At 63.5% G+C, this 21,884-nt stretch carries 20 protein-coding genes and 1 tRNA gene; 12 read left to right on the top strand and 9 right to left on the bottom strand.

From position 1 onward, the window contains the following. Positions 1-119: 119 nt before the first annotated feature. Together ppk2 and BMI87_RS19605 are read left to right on the top strand one after the other, a co-directional pair. Positions 120-1,016 (top strand): polyphosphate kinase 2, encoded by an 897-nt coding sequence (gene ppk2, locus BMI87_RS19610; protein ID WP_078523196.1) that lies wholly within the window; start codon positions 120-122, stop codon positions 1,014-1,016. Continuing rightward, a complete protein-coding gene (locus BMI87_RS19605; RefSeq protein WP_078523195.1) occupies positions 1,009-1,617 on the top strand; it encodes a TetR/AcrR family transcriptional regulator in 609 nt (202 codons plus the stop codon). Before ppk2 ends, BMI87_RS19605 begins: the two co-directional genes overlap by 8 nt. A gap of 100 nt (positions 1,618-1,717) precedes the next feature. On the opposite strand, the gene BMI87_RS19600 is transcribed toward BMI87_RS19605, so the two are convergent. Then, entirely contained in the window at positions 1,718-2,311 is a 594-nt protein-coding gene (locus BMI87_RS19600) for an outer membrane protein (protein WP_158522152.1), read from the bottom strand. Positions 2,312-2,562: 251 nt separating this feature from the next. Between BMI87_RS19600 and BMI87_RS19595 the strand changes: the two genes are divergently transcribed. Further along, a complete protein-coding gene (locus BMI87_RS19595) occupies positions 2,563-3,309 on the top strand; it encodes an SDR family oxidoreductase (RefSeq protein ID WP_078523193.1) in 747 nt (248 codons plus the stop codon). Positions 3,310-3,418: 109 nt separating this feature from the next. Next, a tRNA-Ser gene (locus BMI87_RS19590) sits at positions 3,419-3,508 on the top strand. 160 nt (positions 3,509-3,668) lie between these two features. Here BMI87_RS19590 and BMI87_RS19585 read toward each other — a convergent pair. The 8 genes from BMI87_RS19585 to dctP form a co-directional block, all read right to left on the bottom strand. Continuing rightward, on the bottom strand, positions 3,669-4,805 hold the full coding sequence (locus tag BMI87_RS19585; protein ID WP_078523192.1) for an ATP-binding protein: 1,137 nt from the start codon (positions 4,803-4,805) through the stop codon (positions 3,669-3,671). Then, positions 4,802-5,812, bottom strand: coding sequence for an ATP-binding SpoIIE family protein phosphatase (locus BMI87_RS19580; RefSeq protein ID WP_078523191.1), 1,011 nt, complete (start codon positions 5,810-5,812; stop codon positions 4,802-4,804). Before BMI87_RS19580 ends, BMI87_RS19585 begins: the two co-directional genes overlap by 4 nt. Then, entirely contained in the window at positions 5,809-6,228 is a 420-nt protein-coding gene (locus BMI87_RS19575) for an ATP-binding protein (RefSeq protein ID WP_246832749.1), read from the bottom strand. The genes BMI87_RS19580 and BMI87_RS19575 overlap by 4 nt, the downstream gene beginning before the upstream one ends. Continuing rightward, positions 6,221-6,565 carry an STAS domain-containing protein gene (locus BMI87_RS19570; protein ID WP_232621759.1) on the bottom strand — a complete coding sequence of 115 codons (345 nt, stop codon included), beginning with the start codon at positions 6,563-6,565 and terminating at the stop codon, positions 6,221-6,223. Before BMI87_RS19570 ends, BMI87_RS19575 begins: the two co-directional genes overlap by 8 nt. Before the next feature lie 10 nt (positions 6,566-6,575). Next, complete coding sequence (locus tag BMI87_RS19565; RefSeq protein WP_078523189.1) at positions 6,576-7,451, bottom strand: STAS domain-containing protein; 876 nt, start codon at positions 7,449-7,451, stop codon at positions 6,576-6,578. Positions 7,452-7,731: 280 nt separating this feature from the next. After that, on the bottom strand, positions 7,732-9,087 hold the full coding sequence (locus BMI87_RS19560) for a TRAP transporter large permease subunit (RefSeq protein WP_078523188.1): 1,356 nt from the start codon (positions 9,085-9,087) through the stop codon (positions 7,732-7,734). Positions 9,088-9,090: 3 nt separating this feature from the next. Next, positions 9,091-10,413 (bottom strand): TRAP transporter small permease subunit, encoded by a 1,323-nt coding sequence (locus BMI87_RS19555; protein WP_078523187.1) that lies wholly within the window; start codon positions 10,411-10,413, stop codon positions 9,091-9,093. Positions 10,414-10,505: 92 nt separating this feature from the next. Then, on the bottom strand, positions 10,506-11,603 hold the full coding sequence (gene dctP, locus BMI87_RS19550; RefSeq protein ID WP_078523186.1) for a TRAP transporter substrate-binding protein DctP: 1,098 nt from the start codon (positions 11,601-11,603) through the stop codon (positions 10,506-10,508). 643 nt (positions 11,604-12,246) lie between these two features. Between dctP and BMI87_RS19545 the strand changes: the two genes are divergently transcribed. From BMI87_RS19545 to BMI87_RS19510, 8 genes are all read left to right on the top strand, one after another. After that, complete coding sequence (locus BMI87_RS19545) at positions 12,247-13,350, top strand: transporter substrate-binding protein (RefSeq protein ID WP_078523185.1); 1,104 nt, start codon at positions 12,247-12,249, stop codon at positions 13,348-13,350. Further along, positions 13,347-13,955 carry an ANTAR domain-containing response regulator gene (locus tag BMI87_RS19540; protein ID WP_078523184.1) on the top strand — a complete coding sequence of 203 codons (609 nt, stop codon included), beginning with the start codon at positions 13,347-13,349 and terminating at the stop codon, positions 13,953-13,955. Before BMI87_RS19545 ends, BMI87_RS19540 begins: the two co-directional genes overlap by 4 nt. Next, positions 13,933-14,820, top strand: coding sequence for an ABC transporter permease (locus BMI87_RS19535; protein ID WP_078523183.1), 888 nt, complete (start codon positions 13,933-13,935; stop codon positions 14,818-14,820). The genes BMI87_RS19540 and BMI87_RS19535 overlap by 23 nt, the downstream gene beginning before the upstream one ends. Beyond that, a complete protein-coding gene (locus tag BMI87_RS19530; protein WP_078523182.1) occupies positions 14,820-15,740 on the top strand; it encodes an ABC transporter permease in 921 nt (306 codons plus the stop codon). Before BMI87_RS19535 ends, BMI87_RS19530 begins: the two co-directional genes overlap by 1 nt. 81 nt (positions 15,741-15,821) lie before the next feature. Beyond that, a complete protein-coding gene (locus tag BMI87_RS19525) occupies positions 15,822-17,453 on the top strand; it encodes an ABC transporter substrate-binding protein (RefSeq protein ID WP_078523214.1) in 1,632 nt (543 codons plus the stop codon). Between the two features lie 6 nt (positions 17,454-17,459). Next, positions 17,460-18,419 carry an acetamidase/formamidase family protein gene (locus BMI87_RS19520; RefSeq protein ID WP_078523181.1) on the top strand — a complete coding sequence of 320 codons (960 nt, stop codon included), beginning with the start codon at positions 17,460-17,462 and terminating at the stop codon, positions 18,417-18,419. 5 nt (positions 18,420-18,424) lie between these two features. Continuing rightward, positions 18,425-20,239, top strand: a complete 1,815-nt coding sequence (locus tag BMI87_RS19515) for an ABC transporter ATP-binding protein (protein WP_078523213.1) — start codon at positions 18,425-18,427, stop codon at positions 20,237-20,239. Between the two features lie 356 nt (positions 20,240-20,595). Further along, positions 20,596-21,884: choice-of-anchor F family protein (locus tag BMI87_RS19510; protein ID WP_146681687.1), on the top strand; the 1,289-nt coding region annotated here is incomplete at its 3' end.

Genomic DNA, 21,884 nt, shown 5'->3' with positions numbered 1-21,884 from the left:
GCCCCTCCGGCTTTGCACCCAGATCACAGACGCGCTGTCGCCACCCCTTGCGGATGCGGCGCCGCTTGCACCGCCCCGGCCCGCGCAGCATACTGCCGTGAAACGACAAAAGGCAGATCATGGCCAAGGACAAGAGCGACCCGCCGTTCGACATCCCCTTCGTGGGCGACATCACCAGCTACCTCGAGGACGAAGCGCCCGATGCCGTGCGCGAGGCGATCGAGGAGGCGGGCAAGGATGACATGCTCTCGCCCTCCTACCCCTATAACGAAGAGATGAAGCGCAAGAAATACGACCGCCAGATGGATGCGCTTCAGGTCGAGCTGGTCAAGATGTTCTGGGACGCCAAGGAAACCGGCAAACGCATCGCGGTGATCTTCGAGGGGCGCGACGCGGCGGGCAAAGGCGGCACGATCGGGCGGATGCGGCAGAACCTGAACCCGCGCTCGGCCTATGTCGTGGCGCTGCCCAAACCCACAGAGACCGAAGCCACGCAATGGTATTTCCAGCGCTATATCGACTGGTTGCCCGCGGCGGGCCAGATCGCGATGTTCGACCGGAGCTGGTACAACCGGGGCGTGGTCGAGCATGTCTTCGATTTCTGCACGCCCCAGCAGCGCGAGCACTTCTTCTACCAGCTTCCCGATTTCGAGAAGATGCTGGTCGATGACGGGGTCATCCTCGTGAAGCTCTGGCTGAACGTGGACCGTGCAGAGCAGCTGCGCCGCTTCCTCAAGCGCGAGAAGGATCCGCTCAAGCAGTGGAAGCTGAGCTGGATCGACGTCGAGGGGCTCAAGCGCTGGGACGCCTATTCCGAGGCGATTCAGGAGACGCTCGAGCGTTCCGACACCGATCATGCGCCCTGGACCGTGATCCGCTCGGACGACAAGAAACGCGCCCGGATCGCCGCGATCCAGACGGTGCTGAACGCGGTCGATTACGCGCATAAGGACCCTGAGGCGATTGGCGAAATCGACGGTAAAATCTGCGGCGGCATCGACGTTCTGAATGTCTAAGCAAGGCTATCATCACGGCAATCTGCGTCAGGCGCTCGTCGCCTCCGCGCTGGAGCTGATCGAGGAGAAGGGCCCGACCGGGTTCACGCTCTCGGAGGCGGCGAAACGCGCGGGCGTGACCCCGGCTGCGGTCTATCGCCATTTCGAGGGGCGCGAGGACCTGATCGCGGAATGCGCGCGTCAGGGCTATATGATTTTCGGCGATCTTCTGGATCATGCGTGGAACGGTGGGAAGCCTTCGGCGCTGGCGGCGTTTTCTGCCGTGGGCCGCGCCTATCTGGCTTTCGCCCGGAAATATCCGGGTCACTACATGGCGATGTTCGAAAGCGGCATCTCGCCCAACCGCTCGCCTGATCTTGCAGCGGTGGCGAGCAAATCCAGCACCGCGATGGAACGCGCGACGCGCGCCTTGATGGAACATGTGCCAGTGGAAAAACGCCCGCCCGTCGCGATGGTCTCAGCCCATGTCTGGGCGATGAGCCACGGTGTGGTGGAGCTTTACGCGCGTGAGGGAAATCGCTCGCCCTACGCCCCCGAGGATCTGCTGGAAAGCGGCATCGGCGTCTATCTGCGCGGCCTCGGCCTGATCGCCCCGGATTGAGCCGCCCTGCCCCAATTTTGCCGCGCCGCGGCATTGCCCGCACATAGAAAACGGGCGGAGGTTTCCCCCCGCCCGCGTAGATCAGACGGTCCGCCTGAGATCAGAACTTGTAGGACGCGGTGAGGTTCAGCGTCGTGGTGTTCAGATCGTTGGTGGTGCCGTCGAAGTTGTTGCCGTCGCGGTAGTCGAGCTCGGTCCCGACGGTCCACTTCGGGTTGATGGCATATTTCATGCCGATACCAACCAGCGGAACGGTGTCGGAATAGCCGTTGCCCGCACCGTCTTCGGCGTCGACATAGGACGCACCGAGCGTGCCGTAGAACAGCATGTTGTTGTAAGGCGCACCGGCGATCATCTTGAGATCGGTCATCGACTTGACCTTCGCACCGGAGTTGCTGTCGTCGATGTTCGCAGCGTTGTAGGCCAGTTCGCCACCGAGGACATAGTTGCCGAAGTCATAGAGGTAGCCAGCGTGGGCACCGCCGACGACGCCGTCGCCGTCGATCGACTCGTTGGCTTTGCCGTAGCCGAGTTGAACACCGGCGTAGAAGCCGTCCCAGCTGAACTGTGCGGGCGCCACTGCGACCGGAGCCGGGGTGACCTCGGGGGCCGGTGCCGGAGTGGTGTAACCGCCCGCCATTGCGGCGGAGCCAGCGAGTGCCAGAATGCTCGACGTAACGATGATACGTTTCATGTTTCTCTCTCTCCTGTCTTGGGGGTTCATCCCCCGTTGAGACGTTTTGGATCAGATCCGTTGCCCGGACCTATGCCCCCTGAATGCGAAATCAATCCGGTTGGTTCCAAGCATAAGCGGCGCTTTGCCGAACGTGTCACAAGACGTGATCGAAGCGACGAATGCTGCAGGCGCAAAATGCATTGGCAAGACTGGACAAAGCGGGGGTTCCTTTGGTTAATGAACACACGTTCATTTCCAGGGAGGATCACATGGAGTTGAGTGAAATTCGTGCCGTCATCACCGGCGGCGCCTCGGGTCTGGGGGCTGCGACCGCCCGGCACTTCGTTGAGTCGGGGGCGCAGGTGACGCTCTTCGACCGCGACCGCGCCGGCGGCGAGGCCTATGCCGCCGAGATCGGCGCGACCTTCGCCGAGGTCGACGTGACCTCCGAAGACAGTGTCGCCGCCGGGATCGCCGCCGCGGTGAGCGCAATGGGCGGCATCGACGTCGCCGTCAATTGCGCGGGCATCGCCACCGGAGAGCGCGTCGTGGGCCGCGAGGGTCCGCACCGGCTCGAGAGCTTCGCGCGCACGATCGACATCAACCTCGTGGGCAGCTTCAACGTCGCCCGCCTCGCCGCAGCCGAAATGGCGCGCAACCCCGGCCCCGAGCGCGGCGTGATCGTCAACACCGCCTCCATCGCCGCCTTCGACGGGCAAAAGGGCCAGGCAGCCTATGCGGCCTCAAAGGGCGGTATCGTCGCGATGACTCTGCCGCTGGCCCGCGATCTCGCGAGTCAGGGCATCCGCTGCTGCGCCATCGCGCCGGGCATTTTCGCGACGCCGATGATGAAGGGCCTGCCGCAGGAGGTGCAAGACAGCCTCGCCGCGGAAGTGACCTTCCCGAAACGGCTCGGCGATCCGTCGGAATACGCGAAACTCGCCGGTTTCATCGTCCAGAGCGGCTATCTGAACGGCGAAGTCATCCGCCTCGACGGGGCGCTGCGGATGCGTTGACGCAGCGATTATGACGGGTTTGCGAAAGATCTGAAAATTTCGTCGAAAAACGGGTTGCAAGGGCGCGCGAGGGCGGCTAAATCCCGCCCTACAAGACGACCCCTGATGCGGAGAGGTGGCAGAGTGGTCGAATGCGGCGGTCTCGAAAACCGTTGTCGGTGAGAGCCGACCCAGGGTTCGAATCCCTGTCTCTCCGCCACTTTCCTTTGTTGATCGACACATCAACACTCTGAAAGTGCGCAATCCCTGAAAATGCGACTGCAATCAGACCCTCGGGTCGCCCTGCGCGGCTTACGCTCCTGCGTGCTTCGCCGTGCACCCTTCTGCACCGCGCGCGTCCCTGCGCCATGCCGCGACTGTCAGGCCTGCGCGGGGAACTCGATGCACACGCGCAGCCCATCCGTGCCATCCACGGTCAGGGTCGCGTCGTGCTGGAAGGTCAGCGTCCGGATCAATCGCCAACCGAGAGAATTCGAGCGCTCCGGCCGTTCGGCATCCGAGGGCAAGCCGATGCCGTTGTCGGACACCACCAAGGCGATACCGCTCTGCACATCGCCGGAGACTTCGACGCGGATGGTCCCGCTATCCCTGCCGACGAAGGCATATTTGAACGCGTTGGTGATGAGCTCGCCGATGATGAGCCCGATGTCGATGGCAAGCTTACTGTCGAGTTGCAGCTCTGCGCAGCTCACCTCGATATTGGCGTCGAGGCTTCCGCCGCTGAAGGCGCGCTCCGACGTCCTTGCGACTTCAGCTGCCATCTCGGCCAGATCGACCTTACCGGTGTCGGTTCCGCGTTGCATCAGCTCGTGGGCCTTGGAGAGCGCCCCGACGCGGACTTCGAGCTCGGTCAGAACCTGATGGGTTTCGTCCTGTTTGGCCCGCGACTTGCTCATGCGAATGAGCGCGGCGATGAGCGCCAGATTGTTGCCCGTGCGGTGGTGAAGCTCCTGCATCAGCAGGTCGCGTTCCGTGATCTCCTCGCTCAGCTCGCGGTTCTGCTCGTTAAGGGCCGCCGTCGGATCCTTGGCGCTGAGGGCGTCGAGCGCCTCGGTCGCCTGCTCGACGAGTTGGGCGCCCGCCGGCAGAACGGCTGAGGACAGGAAAACCGCATCGATGCGCGTGCCCTCATGGCCGGTCTGGACATCGAAACGCGTGGCGATCCGCTGCACGCCGCGAAGGCCGAGGCCCATCCCCGTCGCCGAGGACGGTGCGCCATCGGGCTGAAGGTTCTCCTTCGGGATGCCCCGCCCCTGATCGGTCACGAGAAGCCCAAGCGCCGGTTTGCCGCTCGCCTCGGTGAGCGAGAAGGTCGCGCGGCCCTTTTGGCCATGCTCGATCGCGTTGCGGCCGAGTTCGACGACGGCTGTGACGGTCCTTGTGCGCTCGAAGGAGCTGAACTGCAGCACGCTGGTCAAAGTCATTGCGACATCGCGCAACCGGGCGACGTCGGTGCTTTTCTCGAGGGTCACGGTGGTGAGCTTCGTCGTCTTCACTGCTCGCGCTCCCGGTTGCTACGCAAGACGACGATGCTGGCATCATCGCGTCCGCGGAAGGCCCGATCCAGCAGAAATCCGGCAATCAAGAGCGGGCTCTTCTTCAGCAGTCCGGGCGGGAAATGCGCCTCCCGCAGGGTTTTCAAACCGTCGCTATGCAGGATCACCATGTCCCCCGCCTCCAGTTGCACGACTTCCTCGTAGCCATGGGTGGCCGCGCCACCGATGCGACCGTCCCGCACCGCCATCCGGCGAATGCCATTCGCGCCGACCAGCAAGGAGGAGATATTGCCAAGCGCGGCGTAGCGCAGCTCCATCTGCGGCTGCGCGATATGCATCAGCGCTGCCACCGCGCCGCGCCGCCCGACCAGCCGCTCGGTGATCTGGCGCATCAGCTTGCCCGGTTCGGACGAGAGCCCGCCCGCAGCGCCAGCGGCCTCGATGACTTCGCTGGCGGCTTCGGCGGCGGCAGGACCATGCCCGAGACCATCGCAAAGCAACACATCGGTCGCCCGCGGTGTCTGCCGGATCTGAAAGTCGTCGCCGCAGGTGTCTTCGTTCGGGTGGCAGACGCGCAGCCCCACCGCGTCAACGCCGCAATCAGCCCCGGCGCTTTTCCCGCCGAAGGTACATACGATCGTCGTTCCGGTGTCGGGCGAACTGAAGATATCGAACGTATCCGACAGGCGCACGATCGCCCCGAGCCCGAGCCCTGCGGAATCGGTGGAGCTTTCGCCGTCTTGGAACATCCGGTCGATATCCGCGATCCCCGGCCCGCGATCGGTGAAGATCATGTTGATGACATCGGCGCCGGGCTGGCGCACGAGTTCGATCAGGGCCCGCCCGCGCTCTGCGTAGCGCAGGATGTTCGTCGCGGCCTCCGTGGCCACGATCGCGAGCTCGCCGACGCGGGTCTCGGGCAGACCGATCTCGACGCCATGGCGCCGCGCAAGCCGCCGCACGACGGCCACGGCGCTACGATCATCAATTTCGACCCACTGGTTCATAGCTTCACGCTCATGGAAACGGTTGTTCCTTTCCCGGGCGCTGAGTGGACCTCGAACCCATGTGAGAGGCGTTTGGCCCCGCCAAGACCTTTGCCGAGCCCGCCCGCGGTCGTATAGCCCTCGGACATGGCCAGCATCACATTTTCGATCCCCGGCCCCTCGTCCCGGCATTCGACGCGCAGATACTCGTTACGACCGTCGAGATAAATTGAAATCTTGCCGCCGCCACCGTGGACGATGGCGTTGCGGGTGATTTCGCTCACAGCCGTCGCGAACCGGGTGATCCGCACCGCCGACAGCCCGCGTTCCTTGAGAATTCGGGCGACCGCCTGGCGCGCAGCGACGACATCGCGACTGGTCGCGAGCGTTATCTCCGCAACCGCGGGTCTGCTGGATGTTTCGTTTGGATCAGGCACGCCGCAACTGAGTGAGTGCATGGGTCAGGCTGAGCGCCGTACGGGTCTCGGGCAGGTACATCCCCAGCTCCACCAAGGTCACCGCAACCGCGGGCCGCATCCCCACAACGTAGGTTTCAGCGGCCAGCAGCTTGGAAATGCCAGCGAGCTGGGCAATGACACGCCCGACGAAGGTATCGACGATCTCCAGCGAACTGATATCGAGGATCACGCCTTTGACGTTTTCCTTGGCGATCCGGTTCGACAACGTGTCCTGCAGCTCCACGATTTCCGTATCGGTGACGTCGTCCTGAATGGAGACGAGAAGCGCGTTCTCGACCAGGTTTATGGACGTCACACCCGACACGTCAGGAAACCTCACTGGTTTTGATGACGTAGCCGACCTTCTGCAATGCATCGGCCAGAGCCGTGCGGATGCTGGACCGGGTGGACACCGTGCCCACGTCGATGCCGAGCTGCACCATGGTCTGCGCGATCATCGGGCTGATGCCGCTGATGATGCATTCCGCGCCCATCAGGCGCACGGCGGCCGCGGCGCGCAAAAGGTGCTGCGCCACCTGCGTGTCAACCGTGCCGACACCGGTGATGTCCATGATCACCACCTCGGCCTGCCGCTCGAGGATGGTCTCCAGCAGGTTCTCCATGACCTCCTGCGCGCGGGCGGAATCCAGCGTGCCGATCAGCGGTAGCGTGAGGACGCGGTCCCAAAGCTCGACGACCGGCGTCGAGAGTTCAAGCATTTCCTGGCGCTGGCGCTCTATGATCTGGTCGCGCTCGCCGATGAAGATCTCGTTGGTGTAGATCGCGAAGGCATCGACGAGACGCGTCACCATCAGCACGTCGCTGATGAGCTTGCCGCTTTCGATATCCGTCATCGCCTCGAGCCGTGTGAACAGCGGGGCTTTGAGGGCCAGAACGAAAGTCGCCATTTCGGTCGGCGTCACACCACGCCCGACGCGTTCCTTGCTCACATCTGCAAGGACGGCGCGCAGGTCTTCCCATTCGTCGTCGTCCAGGCTGAACTCTTCATTCACGACGCCCGCGCGGACACCCTTGGTGAAGGCTTTCAGAAGTTCCTGGTTCTGCGCACGGCTCTCGGAGTCGGAGAACAGGTCAGAGCGTTTCACGCCCTCTTTCACCTGAGTGCCAAGCCACTCCTCCACGACGCCGGAGAAATCGGATTCGAGGATGTTCAGGATATTTGCCGTCGCTGTTTGCGGCATGTGCGGGCACTCCAGTTCTTTTCAATACTGCAGGTAAGCCAATTAGCCGCGGTAAAGTCAACGGCTTGGACGGGTCGGTTGCCGCAACGGAGATTGATCCGGAGAAGTATCGCTCAAGATCCGAAAGTTGCCGGCAGACTTTCGCAGACGGTGATTTTCCTGCGTGAGGATACCCCGGGGCGCCCTACCGAGGCTGACGGCAGGAACCTGAACCGACAGACAAAAAAAGCCCCGCGCACTGCGCGGGGCTTCTCATTTCTTCCGGTCCGGGTGCGAGCGATCAACCGTAGACCAGTTTCGGCAGCCAGATGATGATCTCCGGGAAGAACATGCATAGCAACAAGCCCACCACCTGAAGCGCCAGGAACGGCAGCGCCGAGCGGAAGATATCGCCCATCGGGATTTCCGGCGGCGCCACTCCGCGCAGATAGAACAGCGCATAGCCGAAAGGCGGCGACAGGAAGCTCATCTGCATGTTCACGAGGTAGAGCACCCCGAACCACAGCACCAGATCGTCGGGATCGCTCAACCCGAAGGCCTCGGCGCCGAGCGCCTTCACGATCGGCACGAAGATCGGCACGCAGAGCAGCAGAATGCCGACCCAGTCGAGAAACATCCCGAGAATGATCAGCACGAGCTGCATGATGATCAGGATGCCCCACGGCCCGAGCCCGGTCGCCTGCAACGCGTTCTGCACGAATTGCTGACCGCCTTCGAGCACGTAGAGCCCGACAAAGATCGTCGCGCCGAACATGATCCAGATGACCATCGCCGAGGCCTTGAGCGTCGTGACTGCGGCCTCACGGATCGTCTGCCAGTCGAGCTTGCGGTGGATCGCCGCCACGATGATCGCGCCGAACGTGCCGATGCCAGCCGCTTCCACCGGGGTCGCAACACCGGTGAAGATCACGCCCAGCACGATCACGATCAGCGAGATCGGTGCTGACATATTGCTCATCAGGCGGATCTTCTCGCGTCCCGAGATGCGCTCTTCCGGCGGGATCGGCGGGCCCATCTCGGGGTTGATCGCGCAGCGGATCAGCACATAGGCCACATACATGCCCGACAGAAGCAGGCCGGGAATGACCGCGCCGATGAACAGCTCGCCCACCGATTGCTCGGCCACGACCGCATAGATGATCGCGAGGATCGACGGCGGGATCAGGATGCCGAGCGTGCCGCCCGCCATGATGGACCCCATCGCGATCTTCGCGTTATATCCGCGATCGAGCATCGCCGGCAGCGCGATGATCCCCATCGTCACCACCGCAGCCCCGATCACGCCCACCATTGCAGCCAGCACGGTCGAAGCGATGATCGTGGCCGCGGCCAGACCGCCGCGCACCCCGCCCAACACCTTGTAGATGACGTCGAACATCTCGTTGATGATCCCTGCCCTCTCCAGCATTGACGCCATGAAGATGAACAGGGGGATCGCCGAGAGCTGGTAGTTCGTCATCAGCGGGAAGATGCGGCTCGGCACGATGTTGAGCGCGCGTTCGTCGCCCAGCACGAACAGGAAGACACAGGCCAGACCGCCCGTGACGAAGGCCAGTGGAAGCCCTGCCATCAGCAGGACGACCAGCGAGCCGAACATGATGAGTGTCAGCCACTCAATTCCAATTTCAAGTCCCATGTATCAGCCCCTGCCCATTACGATCCGCAGATCTTGTGCGAATTTCGAAATGCCCTGCAAAACAAGCAGCAGAGCGCCGATCACCATGACCCATTTCATCGGCCACAGAGGCACCTCCCATTCGTTGAAGCTGATCTCGCCCCAGCGGACATTCGCATCGGTCCATTGTCCGAGATTCCAGTTCGCCAGCATCTCGCCGGTCGGAATTTCGCCGCGCGCCCATTGCGAGATGAGCCCGTTGCCCGTGGGCACGGCGATCGCGTCCATCGCGAAGATCCACGACGTCACCAGCAATGTGCCCGCGAAGATGAAGAAGAAGACCGAGGTCAGCAGATCGACCCACGCCTTGCGCGGTTTCGACAGCGGCGCGTAGAAGATGTCGACGCGCACATGGCTCTCGGTCAGCATCGCATAGGCGCCCGAGATCAGGTATTGCATCCCGAACATCAGATACATCGCCTCATGCGCCCAGTTGGTCGGGCTGTTGAAGACGTAGCGGCTGATCACCTCGAAATAATAGACGAAGACCGCGATGATCGCCCAGTAGCTGACGAATTCGCCCGCCTTGAGGGAGAGCCGGTCGATCCAGCCGGTCCAGCCCGACGAGATATGGCGGGAGTCGTCTTTCATCTCCTCGTCTTCGAGCGCCTCAAGACGCCGCTCGACCTCGCTTTCCTCCTCATGCTCGGGCAGCGCGGCATTCGCGCGCCGCACCAGCATCGGAAGCAGGAGCGCGTCGATGACGATCCCTGCGAGCAGCACCCAGAAGGCATATTTCGAGATGCTGCGCCATTTCGCGAGGACGGCTGCGGCCGCGTCCCTCTTCGGGCGCGCCTCGACGAGATCGGCCTGCGCCTGTTCGATCACCGCCTCGCCATCCGTGACCCGCTTCTCGGCGCGATCGACGTTACGCTGCGCGCGCTTCTGCGCGAAGCTGCCTTCCTCGGCGGCGGCGAGTTCCTCGCGCAGCTTGGGCAGATCGGCCTTCGCCGTGTCGACGCGTTCCTGTTCGCGCTCCAGCGAGCGCTCGGCCATGCGCACCACGTTCGACATGTCCGAGACCGTGCCGCGCGCGTCGTGACCTTGCGCATTCGCATAGAGAATGGCGATGAAGACCGGGATGAAGAGAAAGCCCAGCAGGCTTTTCACGTAGAAGCGATGCAGTCCCAGCATCCCCCCGGTTACGAGAATGAAATAGCCCAAGGAGAGCGAATAACGCCGCTCCGTCTTGCGTGGCCGGTTGGCCAGCGTTGCCGCAATGATCGGGAAGAGGATCAACCCCGCCCAATAGGCCCAATGCGGTAGAGTAAAGTCGATACTGGGCATTGCCCACCCCCTGTTGCCGGGTCATGCCCGGCCATCAGTTGAACCGGGCCCGCGCCAAAGGGCGGGCCCGTCACACTGTCTGTCGGATCAAATCAGAGCTTCAGTTCCAGCCCGTCGACCAGATCGGGCGTCACATAGCCCAGCGAGCCGGACATCATGTAGTCGAGCTGGGTCTTGAAGATCCGCGCGCTGTCCTTGTCGCGATTGGCGTATTTGAACCAGATCGGAACGGCGACTTCGGTCATCAGCTCCACATCGTCCTGGCTGAGGCGCGTAACCTCGGTGCCGTCGGCCTCGAACTTGGCCCAGGCCTCCTGGTCGGCCTTCTGGATCGCGGCGTGATGCATGTCGGAATAGACGTGGGTCTCCATCTCGACGAACTGCTTCATCTCGGGGCTGAGCTTGTTCCACGCATCCATGCCGACGGTGATGTCCATGATGTCCACCGGCTGGTAGAGCGACATCATGCCGGGCGGGCCCATCGAGATGTAGCTGGTCACCTGGCTGAAGCCGAGCGCGTAGTTCACCGCCGGGCCCACATAGTCGGCCACGTCGATCGTGCCCTTCTCCAGCGCCGGGAAGATCTCCGAGCCGGGAAGCACGGTGGTCTCCGCGCCGATCTCGCCGAAGACATCGGCGACCATGCCGCCCGGAAGGCGCATCTTGCGGCCGCGGAAGTCGTCGATCGAGCGGATCGGCACTTTCGAGTGGATGATGTTCGGGCCGTGATGAATGGGGCCCACGAAATACATACCCTGCGCCGCATAAAGCTCGCGCGCCATCTCCAGCCCGCCGAGGCCGTAATAGAACACGTCGAATTCATGCGGGTTGCGCAGCCCGAGCGGATAGGACGTCAGGAACACCCCCGCCGGGATGATGCCCTGCACATAGATGGTGAACGGGTTGACCGCGTCGAGCACGCCGTTCTTCACCGCGTCGTAAAGCTGGAAGTCGCCCACGACGTCATTCGCGCCGAACGGCTGGAAGGCGAGTTCGCCGCCGGTCTTTTCCTGAATCGTGGCGCACCAGTCCTTGAAGGTCTGGAGACCGACGCCGCCCGGCCACGAGGTCTGGATCTTCCAGGTCGTGCCATTGGCTTGGGCCGAGGCGATATGCGGCGCAGCAAGGCTGGCAGCCCCCGCCGCGGCAAGAGTGCGTAACGCATGTCTGCGAGTGGTCAGATTTTTCATGGTTCCTCCCCGTTTGGTTGCGACCCCGACAGATGCGGGACCGAAGTGAGAGAGAGGTCGAAAACACGCGACAGCACTCCTCCAAGCGAATCGCGGTTTCGTGAGTCGGCGTGAACGCCAAGCTTCCGACTTCTCCTCAAAAGCGGAAACTCTCTTTCCTCCCCCTGTGTGTGCGAGGTTTGCACGGGTTATGTCATTTCGCAAGTATTCACGAATTTGCGTGCGTCCGTGATATCCGGCTGGCGAACGTCCTGTCTCGACCCGGAGCTTCTGCGATGGAGCGGGGAGCGATTTGAAACTGCGGTCGCCATCAGGACACTGGTGACCCTCAATTCGAACCAGCCACTTCAGACGATCCATGAGGTTCCGAGGCGCGCGATTCTCACTGCAGCGTGAGACCAATCCGCGTTCACATGACGCTTTTGTGCGCAAATTTTATGCAACTCACCCCGAAAATCCCGCTCAGCCTCCCGATCCCAGCGCGGTTTCGCAATTTGCGCTTGTCGGCTGACGGGCGCGCTGCAAACCTTAACGCACATCGGAATAACCCGAACGGCATTCGCGCCTCGCTTTGACACCGCACATCCGCGGCAAGTCAGCGGGGCGTTTTGCGTTTTGGCTCAAAGGGTCTGCAAGAGTGGAAATGAAGAAACGGATTGAACTTGGCCTGCTGTATTCCCGCTCGGGAAGCTATTCGCTGATCTCCGAAGCCTGCCGGACCGGGGCGCTCAGCGCGATTGCCGAGATCAATTCGATGCCCGATCTCCCGATCACGTTCGCCCCGATCGAGCGCGACCCGCAGGGCAATATCGACGCCTACGGCCCGCTCTGCGAGGAGATCCTGCGCGACAGCGATGCGCGCCATGTCGTCGGCTGCGTCACCTCGTGGAGCCGCAAGGAGGTGATCCCGACGCTGGAGAAGGCGGGCGGGACGCTTTGGTATGCGGTGCCCTATGAGGGGTTCGAGGCCTCCGATCATGTCGTCTACACCCATGCCTGCCCGAACCAGCATCTGCTGCCGCTGCTTGGCTGGGCCTTTGCGCGGCTGGGGCGGAGGGGCTTCCTGACTGGCTCGAATTACATCTGGGGCTGGGAGATGAACCGGCTTGCGCGGGACGTGATCCTCAGCGCCAGCGGCGAGGTTCTGGGCGAACGTTACCTGCCGCTCGGTTCGCTGGATGTCGAGCGGATGATCAATGAGATCCGCGCGACCCGGCCCGATTTCATCCTCAACAACCTGATCGGCCCGTCGCAATACGCCTTCCTCGAAGCCTATCACAAGCTCGGGCAGGAAGACGCGCATTTCCGCCCCGAGACCTGCCCGATCCTGTCGTGCAATCTGACCGAATGCGAACTGCCCGCGATCCACCCCGCCGCGATCGAGGGGCTGGTCGCCGCAGGGCCCTATTTCCGGGGCGCGACCGGCTGGCCGCAGGCGCAGCGCAATTTCGGCTCCTCGCACGAAGCGGCCGCATGGTCGTCGGTCTATCGCCTCGCGATTTTGCTCTCGGGGCATGAGGACGCTGCCGAGCAGAGCCTCGCACAGCTGTTGCATGATGCGCCGCAGGGCTCGGAAGGGATCGACCTGTCGACCCATCACACCGCCCTGCCCGTCCTGATCGCGCAGGTCGAGAACGGCGCCTTCGCGGTCCGCGAGCGGTTCGAGGCCGTCGCGGGCGATCCCTATCTCGCACGCGGCCGCAATCCGATCGCGCCCGGAGCCCCCCGGCTGAAGGTGGTCTCATGAAGCGCAAGATCCGCATCCCCGATCTCGGCGGCGCGCGCGCCTATATCCTGCATCGCCCCCACGCGACCGTGCAGGCGCTCGAGCGGCAATTGCGCGCGATCGGCCTGACAGTCGTGCATTGCTGGCCCGAACTGCCCGCCGAGGCCCTGTCGGGGGATTTCGTCTTCTTCGATGCCGATCAGGGCTATGACGAGCAATTTCCGTGGAAGACGGGCGAAAGCCCGATGCCGATGATCGCCTTGATCGGCACCGAAGCGCCCGGCCGGATCGAATGGTCGCTGGAGGCCGGCGCGCATGCGCAGATCCTCAAACCCGTCGGCGATGGCGGGGTCTATTCGGCGCTGCTGATCGCGCAGCTCGCCTTCGAGGCGCGAGCGCAGCTCTCCGGCGAGATCGCGGATCTGCGTCGCAGGCTCGATGAACGCCAGACGGTGGTGCGGGCGGTTACGCTGCTGGCCGCGCGCGGCAAGAGCGAGGCCGAGGCCTACGACCAGCTGCGCCAGATGGCGATGGCTTGGCGCGTGACGTTCGAAGATGCCGCGCGCCGCATCGTCGCCAACCATGACGAACAAAGGAAGAGTGATGACCGACGCGACCTTGGCTGAGGGACCGGCCCGACCGCAAAGCGCCCTGCGCCGCCTGATGCGCCGCAAGCTCGCGCTTCTGGGCTTTGCGATCATCGCGATCGTGACGCTCGGGGCGATCTTCGCGCCGTGGATCGCGCCATTCGAGCCGCAGGAGCAGATGTTCGACGGGCTGACGCTGGAAGGCTCGCCCATGCCGCCGGGCGAGAAGTTCTGGCTGGGCACCGACCTGCTGGGCCGCGACCTGTTCTCGCGCATCCTGTACGGCGCGCGGACCTCGTTGATCATCGGTGTGGTCGCGAACGGTCTGGCGCTGATCATCGGCACGCTGATCGGTGTCACCGCGGGCTATTTCCGCGGCTGGATCGGTGCGGTACTGATGCGCTTCACCGATCTGATGATGGCGTTTCCGGCGCTTCTGCTGGCGATCTGTCTGGCCGCGATCTTCACGCCGTCGCTGTGGATCGTCGCGATGGTGATCGCGCTGGTGAACTGGGTGCAGACCGCCCGCGTGGTCTTCACCGAGACCTCGGCGCTGGCCGAGCGCGAATTCGTCGCGGCCGAGCGCACGCTTGGCGCAGGTACGCTGCGCATCCTGTTCCGCCACATCCTGCCGCATCTTGTGCCGATGATCATCGTCTGGGGCACGCTGGGGATTTCGACCACGGTGCTGCTGGAGGCGACGCTGTCCTACCTCGGCGTGGGCGTTCAGCCGCCGACGCCAAGCTGGGGCAACATCATCTTCGAGAACCAGACCTATTTCCAGGCGGCCCCGTGGCTCGTCTTCATCCCGGGCGCCGCGATCTTGCTGCTGGCGCTGTCCTTCAACCTCGTGGGCGACGCGCTGCGCGACGTGCTCGACCCGACGCAGAGAGGGCGTGAGTGATGCTGGCCTATCTGATCCGCCGCCTGATCCAGGCCGCCCTGATCCTGCTGGGCGTGTCCTTCATCACCTTCTTCCTGCTCTTCGTGCTGCCCGCCGACCCGGTGCGCCAGATTGCGGGCCGCTCGGCCACGCCCGAGACGGTTGCCAATATCCGTCACCAGCTGGGCCTCGATCAGCCCTTCATCGTGCAATACTGGCACTATCTGACCGGGCTGGTCCAAGGCGATATGGGCCGCAGCTACCTGCAGAAGACCGAAGTCGCGACCCTGATTGCCGCGCGTCTTCCCGCGACGCTTCTTCTGATGCTGGGCGCGATCGTGGCCGAGCTGATCATGGGGCTCACGCTGGGGATCGTGGCCGCGATCCGGCGCGGAGGCGCGCTCGATCAGTCGCTGATGATCACCTCTTTCGTCGCGGTTTCTGCCCCGCAATTCGTGGTCGGTCTGCTCCTGCTCTATGTCTTCGCGGTCAAGCTGAGCTGGTTCCCGATTGGCGGCTACGGCAGCTTCTCGAACCTCGTGCTGCCTGCGCTGACGCTCGGGATCATGGGCTCGGGCTGGTATAGCCGGATGATGCGCTCGAGCATGATCGACGTGCTGCGCTCGGATTATATCCGCACCGCGCGCGCCAAGGGGCTGCGCCGCTTCCGGGTGCTGGCGCTGCACGCGATGCCCAACGCCATCCTGCCGATCATCGCGATGATCGGGATCGATATCGGCATCTTCATGTCCGGCATCGTCGTGGTGGAAAGCGTCTTCGGCTGGCCGGGCATCGGGCAACTCGCCTGGCAGGCGATCCAGCGCGTCGACATTCCGATCATCATGGGCGTCACGCTGGTATCCGCCTGCGCCATCGTGCTGGGCAACCTGCTGGCCGACCTGATCACACCTTTCATCGATCCGCGCATCAAGCTGCGCTGATCGCAATCAGATACCCCGGGCCAACCGGGGAGCGAACCAAAAGAAAAGTCCAACTGACGGAGAACACCTCAAATGAGCCTGATGAAAAACATCCTTGCCACCAGCGCGCTGTCGCTCTCGCTGGGCCTTGCCAGCTTCGCCTCGGCGCAGGACTACCAGCCCGATCCGAACGCCAAGCCCGGCGGCAATATCATCGTGACCTACAAGGACGATGTGGCCACGCTCGACCCGGCGATCGGCTATGACTGGCAGAACTGGTCGATGATCAAATCCGTCTTCGACGGTCTGATGGATTACGTCCCCGGCACCACCGAGCTGCGCCCCGGTCTTGCCGAGAGCTACGAGATTTCCGACGACGGCACGACCTTCACCTTCAAGCTGCGCGAGGGCGTGAAATTCCACAACGGTCGTGAGATGACGGCCGAGGACGTGAAATACTCGCTCGACCGCGTCACCACCCCCGCGACCCAATCGCCGGGCGCTGGCTTCTTCGGCTCGATCAAGGGCTATGACGCGATGGCGGATGGCTCTGCCACCAGCCTCGAAGGCGTGACCGTTGTCGATCCCTACACCGTCAAGATCGAGCTCTCGCGCCCCGACGCGACCTTCCTGCACGTGATGGCGCTGAACTTCGCCTCGGTCGTGCCGAAGGAAGCGGTCGACGAATACGGCACCGATTTCGGCAAGCACCCGGTCGGCACCGGCGCGTTCAAGCTGTCTGACTGGACCATCGGTCAGCAGCTCGTGTTCGAGAAGAACGCCGATTACTGGCGCTCGGGCGTGCCTTATCTCGATAGCATTACTTTTGAGGTCGGTCAGGAGCCGATCGTGGCGCTGCTGCGGCTGCAGCAGGGTGAGGTGGACGTGCCCGGCGACGGCATCCCTCCGGCGAAGTTCAACGAGGTGATGGACAATCCCGACGAGGCCAAGCGGGTCGTCGTGGGTGGCCAGCTGCATACCGGCTACATCACGCTCAACGTCCAGATGGAGCCCTTCGACAAGGTCGAGGTGCGGCAGGCGATGAACATGGCGATCAACAAGGACCGCATCGTTCAGATGATCAACGGCCGCGCCACGCCCGCGAACCAGCCGCTGCCGCCGTCGATGCCGGGCTATACCAAGGATTACGAAGGCTATCCCTTCGATCAGGAAAAGGCCAAGCAGATGCTCGCGGATGCGGGCTATCCCGACGGGTTCGAGACCGAGCTCTACGTGATGAACACCGACCCGAACCCGCGCATCGCTCAGGCGATCCAGCAGGACCTGTCGCAGATCGGCGTGAAGGTCGACATCAAGGCGCTGGCGCAGGCCAATGTCATCGAGGCGGGCGGCACGCCGAAGACCGCGCCGATGATCTGGTCGGGCGGCATGGCGTGGATCGCCGACTTCCCCGATCCGTCCAACTTCTACGGTCCGATCCTCGGTTGTGCCGGAGCGGTTGAAGGCGGCTGGAACTGGTCGTGGTATTGCAACGAGGAACTCGACGCGATGGCGACCGAAGCGGACTCGATCACCGATCCGGCCAAGCAGGACGAGCGCCTGCAGAAATGGTCCGACGTCTACATGAAGGTCATGGAAGACGCGCCCTGGGTCCCGGTGTTCAACGAGAACCGCTACACCATGAAGTCGGGCCGTATGGGTGGCGCGGATGCGCTCTATGTCGACCCGGTCTCGATCCCGGTCAACTACGACTACGTGTACGTGACGGAGTAAGCGCGCATGTGCAAAGCCTGTGACTATACGATCCATGGCGCACAGCACCATTTCGGCTGGGACAACTCGTTTGTCCCGGCCGAGACGGTGGCCCCGGGATCGACCATCGAATTCCACTGCCACGACAGCTCGGCCGGACAGCTCGGGCCGTCCTCGACGGTGGAAGACGTGAAGACCCTCGATTTCGGCAAGATCAACCCGGTCTCCGGCCCGATCTATGTCGAAGGGGCGAAACCCGGTGACGTGCTCAAGGTCACCATCGACAGCTTCACACCGCGCGAGCAGGAAGGCTCCGCCTGGGGCTGGACTGCGAATATCCCGGGCTTCGGCCTGCTGGCGGATCAGTTCGAAGATCCGGCACTGACGATCTGGAAATACGACGCGGCCTCGCCCGACAAGGCGCTTTGGGGCAGCGAGGGCAAGGTCGGCCTCAAGCCGTTCTGCGGCACTATCGGCGTCGCCCCGGCCGAAAAAGGCCTGCATTCCATCGTGCCCCCGCGCCGCGTGGGCGGCAATCTCGACATTCGCGATCTGGCGGCGGGCACCACGCTCTATCTGCCGGTCGAGGTCGACGGCGCGCTGTTCTCCGTGGGCGACACCCATGCCGCCCAAGGCGATGGCGAGGTCTGCGGCACCGCGATCGAGAGCCCGATGAACTGCGTGCTCAGCTTCGATCTGATCAAGAACGAGACGCTGAAATTCCCGCGCTTCACCACGCCGGGGCCGGTCACGCGCCACCTCGACACGGCGGGCTACGAGGTCACGACGGGCATCGGCCCGGACCTGATGTCGGGCGCGCGCGATGCGGTCTCGGGCATGATCGACCTGCTGTGCGCGCAGCGCGGCATGTCGGCGGTCGACGCCTATATGCTTGTCTCGACCTGTGGCGATCTGCGCATTTCCGAGATCGTCGATATGCCCAACTGGGTCGTCAGCTTCTATTTCCCGAGAAACGTGTTCGAATGATCGAAATGCAACAAACGCAAGCCGGGGCCGTCATGGCCCCGGAGCCCGCCCAGCCGGTGCTGTCCGTCGAAGGTCTCACGATCTCGGTGCGCTCCGAAGGGCGCGAGCGGGCGCTGGTGAGCGATCTGAGCTTCACGCTTGCGCGCGGCGAGACCATCGCCATCGCGGGCGAGAGCGGCTCGGGCAAATCGCTGACCTCTCTGGCGATCATGGGGCTGTTGCCGCCCCCTGCCCTGCGGGTCAGCTCCGGCGCGATCCGCTTCCATGACGAAGACCTCACGCGCCTGCCCGAAAGCCGGATGCGCGCCATGCGCGGCAACCGCATCGCGATGATCTTTCAGGAGCCGATGACGTCGCTCAACCCGGTGCTGAGCATCGGCCTGCAACTCTCCGAGGCGATCCGCGCGCATGAGCCGGTCTCGAAACGCGAGGCCCGCGCCCGCGCGCTCGAGGCGCTGCGCCGCGTGCGTATCTCCGAACCCGAGCGTCGGATGACCCAATATCCGCACGAGCTGTCCGGCGGTATGCGGCAGCGCGTGATGATCGCGATGGCGCTGGCGCTGCGCCCCGACGTGCTGATCGCCGACGAGCCGACCACCGCGCTTGATGTGACGGTCCAACGCGAGGTGCTCGACCTGCTGCGCGATCTACAAAGCGAGATGGGCACCGCAATCATCCTGATCACCCATGACATGGGCGTGGTGGCCGAGATGGCTGAGCGGGTCATCGTCATGAAACAGGGTCAGGCGGTCGAGACGGGCGCTGTCTCGCAGATTTTCACCGCCCCGCGCGAGGCCTATACGCAGGATCTTCTGGCTGCCGTTCCGCGCATGGGCGACGGCAGCGGCGCTGCGGGCGCGTCCCCGGATGCGAAACCCGTGGCGCGGCTGCGCGATGTGAAGGTGCATTTCGACATTCGCGGCGGGATCCTGTCGCAGGTCACCCATCGCGTCCACGCGGTCGAGGGTGTCAGCTTCGACATCATGGAGGGCGAGACTTTCTCGCTCGTCGGCGAAAGCGGCTGCGGCAAATCCACCATCGCGAAGGCGCTGACCGGGCTCGTGCCGCATCAGGGCCGCATTGAGGTCGCAGGCCACACGATGGGCGGGCTGAGCGGCGCGAAGATGAAAGAGATGCGCCGCGACGTCCAGATCGTGTTCCAGGACCCGATGGCCGCGCTCGATCCGCGGATGCGCGTGGGCGATCTGGTGGCCGAGCCGCTGGTGATCCACGGCATCGGCACGCCCGAGGAGCAACGCGAGAAAGTCGCGGGCCTGTTCGAGCGCGTCGGCCTCACCCGCGATCAGCTCGACCGCTATCCGCATGAGTTCTCGGGCGGTCAGCGTCAGCGGATCTGCATCGCCCGCGCGCTGGCGCTGCAACCCAAGCTGATCATCGCGGATGAGAGCGTCTCGGCGCTGGATGTGTCGGTGCAGGCGCGGGTGCTGGACCTGCTCGAGGCGCTGAAACGCGAGTTCGGCATCGCCTATCTGTTCATCAGCCACGACATGGCGGTCGTCGAGAATATCTCGGACCGGATCGCGGTGATGTATATGGGCCAGATCGTGGAGATGGGCACGCGCGCGCAGATTTTCGGCGCGCCGCAGCATCCCTACACGAAACGCCTGATGGCCGCCGTGCCGATCCCCGACCCCGACAAGGTCCGCGAACCCACCCCGCGCCTGTCCGGCGAGGTGCCGAGCCCGGTCTACAAGCTGGGCACGGGTCCGCAGCGCCTTCTGTTGCGCAATGTTGGAGACGGGCATCTCGTGGCGGATAGCGACCTGCCCGCGATGCCGACCGAGACGGCGGCGGAATAACACGAAACCGCGCACAGGGCGGGCGAAATTCTCCGCGCCGCCCTGTGCTTTCAAGGCCGTTTTCGGGCTGCAAACCGCAGCCCCTTCTCAAGGCCATTCATAGGCGGCAAGACAAAAGCGACATCCACCCCGTCTCTTTTCCGCAACACCCCGAACAGCCCACCAAATCATTGATACAAATCAAAGAAAGCTTCCGGGCGGAAGCTTAGCGCGGTGACTGAAGTCCGTGCGAGGGAACTTCTGAAACGCGCCGAGGCAAACGCACGGACAGGTTGTCAGTTCAATTGTGTAAAGAGTGGCTTGATTGACGTACGATTTCTTGTCGTAGCGTTTGCCTTGGGGAATGGGGACAAAGAATGTCGAATACACTACTTACCAATTTGAAACGCACCGTAGCGCCCGCCGCTTTGCTGCTGTGCCTCGGGAATCCGGCCTGGTCGGGCACATTCGATGACGCGCCCGTCATCAGCGTGACCGGCGACGGGCTTATCTTCTCCGATCCGGCGGAAGGCGTTGAACCGCCCGGCCTCAAGGCCGTGACGGGGGAGGTCAACGCCGACTTTGGCAACACGAACAACCCGCAAGGTATCACCAACTGTCTGATGGCGAATACGCCGGACTTTACCTGCACGGCCCCTCCCGGCTCGGGCAAACGGGTGAAGACGCAACTGACCGGCCCGACGCCGATGGATATCATGCTCTCGACGCAATCGAGCAGCGGCATCACCGAATACTACACCTACGGCAAGACCTCGAACCTCACCGGCGCCCGCATTATCGCCTTCAAGGTGCAGCTCGGCACCGGCTCGGGTGAAAGCTTCACCCCTTTCGATACGGCCGATCCCCAGTACGCGGCACTCTTCGATCCCGATTACAACTCGAAGTTCAACCTGCCCGACGGGCTCTTCGGGGATGGCGGTCAGGAAGAGGCAGGCATCGGCTTCTTCGACAGCACCTCCGCCGAGATGACCATTGCGAACAACGCCAACACGCTCGACGCGACGAACCTGTCGAATAGCGTTTTGGCCACCTATTTCGGCAACTCGCTGATCGACAACAGCATGCTGCCGAAAGCGATCTTCTGGGACGCGACCGGTACGCCCGTCGCCTCGGACGAGGCCCAGCTCATCGCGTGGTACAACCTGAGCGCCGGCCAGTGGCAATACGGCAATCTGGGCGTCGACAGCTCGACCTATCTGAATGACAAGCTGCAGGCGATGGCCGACTCGCTGGGCGTGACGGTCGCGGATCTCGGCTATACTGGCGGCGGCGCGGTGCCTGCCGATATCGTCGCGGCGATGCAGGCCAATGGCCTCTACACGCAGGACGTGGTCGAGGATCTTCGCAACCTGAACCTGAACTACATCATCGATCTCGGCGATGTCGCAGGCAGCAACGTCACGATGCGCATCGCGCCGATCTTCGCGCCGATCGTCGAGCAGACCGCGACCCGCTACCAGTTCGCAACCGCCGGTCGCCTCGATGCGGCAGCCAACATCCCCTATCTCGATATCGGGAACGCGGGGACCTATCAGACCGCGATCAGCGACATCATGGCGATCACGGATCCGGTCGCGCGCAACGACATGCTCGAGACAACGGGCTACAGCTTCCTGCCCGCCTTCGGCGCTGTCGGCTTCGAGTT

Origin of the sequence: Thioclava sp. F28-4 (assembly GCF_002020045.1) — a bacterium.
In the GTDB taxonomy this organism is placed as follows: domain Bacteria; phylum Pseudomonadota; class Alphaproteobacteria; order Rhodobacterales; family Rhodobacteraceae; genus Thioclava; species Thioclava sediminum.
Note: the sequence above shows the minus strand (reverse complement) of the source record. Positions and strands in the feature narration are given on the sequence as shown.

What these genes read in the sequence shown, in the direction of transcription:
- BMI87_RS19580 (WP_078523191.1), bottom strand. Translation starts at nt 5,812, where the DNA reads ATGAACCAGTGGGTCGAAATTGATGATCGTAGCGCCGTGGCCGTCGTG.
- BMI87_RS19560 (WP_078523188.1), bottom strand. Translation starts at nt 9,087, where the DNA reads ATGGGACTTGAAATTGGAATTGAGTGGCTGACACTCATCATGTTCGGC.
- BMI87_RS19595 (WP_078523193.1), top strand. Translation starts at nt 2,563, where the DNA reads ATGGAGTTGAGTGAAATTCGTGCCGTCATCACCGGCGGCGCCTCGGGT.
- BMI87_RS19545 (WP_078523185.1), top strand. Translation starts at nt 12,247, where the DNA reads ATGAAGAAACGGATTGAACTTGGCCTGCTGTATTCCCGCTCGGGAAGC.
- BMI87_RS19600 (WP_158522152.1), bottom strand. Translation starts at nt 2,311, where the DNA reads ATGAAACGTATCATCGTTACGTCGAGCATTCTGGCACTCGCTGGCTCC.
- BMI87_RS19605 (WP_078523195.1), top strand. Translation starts at nt 1,009, where the DNA reads ATGTCTAAGCAAGGCTATCATCACGGCAATCTGCGTCAGGCGCTCGTC.
- BMI87_RS19515 (WP_078523213.1), top strand. Translation starts at nt 18,425, where the DNA reads ATGCAACAAACGCAAGCCGGGGCCGTCATGGCCCCGGAGCCCGCCCAG.
- BMI87_RS19535 (WP_078523183.1), top strand. Translation starts at nt 13,933, where the DNA reads ATGACCGACGCGACCTTGGCTGAGGGACCGGCCCGACCGCAAAGCGCC.
- BMI87_RS19540 (WP_078523184.1), top strand. Translation starts at nt 13,347, where the DNA reads ATGAAGCGCAAGATCCGCATCCCCGATCTCGGCGGCGCGCGCGCCTAT.
- BMI87_RS19565 (WP_078523189.1), bottom strand. Translation starts at nt 7,451, where the DNA reads ATGCCGCAAACAGCGACGGCAAATATCCTGAACATCCTCGAATCCGAT.
- dctP (WP_078523186.1), bottom strand. Translation starts at nt 11,603, where the DNA reads ATGAAAAATCTGACCACTCGCAGACATGCGTTACGCACTCTTGCCGCG.
- ppk2 (WP_078523196.1), top strand. Translation starts at nt 120, where the DNA reads ATGGCCAAGGACAAGAGCGACCCGCCGTTCGACATCCCCTTCGTGGGC.
- BMI87_RS19525 (WP_078523214.1), top strand. Translation starts at nt 15,822, where the DNA reads ATGAAAAACATCCTTGCCACCAGCGCGCTGTCGCTCTCGCTGGGCCTT.
- BMI87_RS19520 (WP_078523181.1), top strand. Translation starts at nt 17,460, where the DNA reads ATGTGCAAAGCCTGTGACTATACGATCCATGGCGCACAGCACCATTTC.
- BMI87_RS19530 (WP_078523182.1), top strand. Translation starts at nt 14,820, where the DNA reads ATGCTGGCCTATCTGATCCGCCGCCTGATCCAGGCCGCCCTGATCCTG.
- BMI87_RS19555 (WP_078523187.1), bottom strand. Translation starts at nt 10,413, where the DNA reads ATGCCCAGTATCGACTTTACTCTACCGCATTGGGCCTATTGGGCGGGG.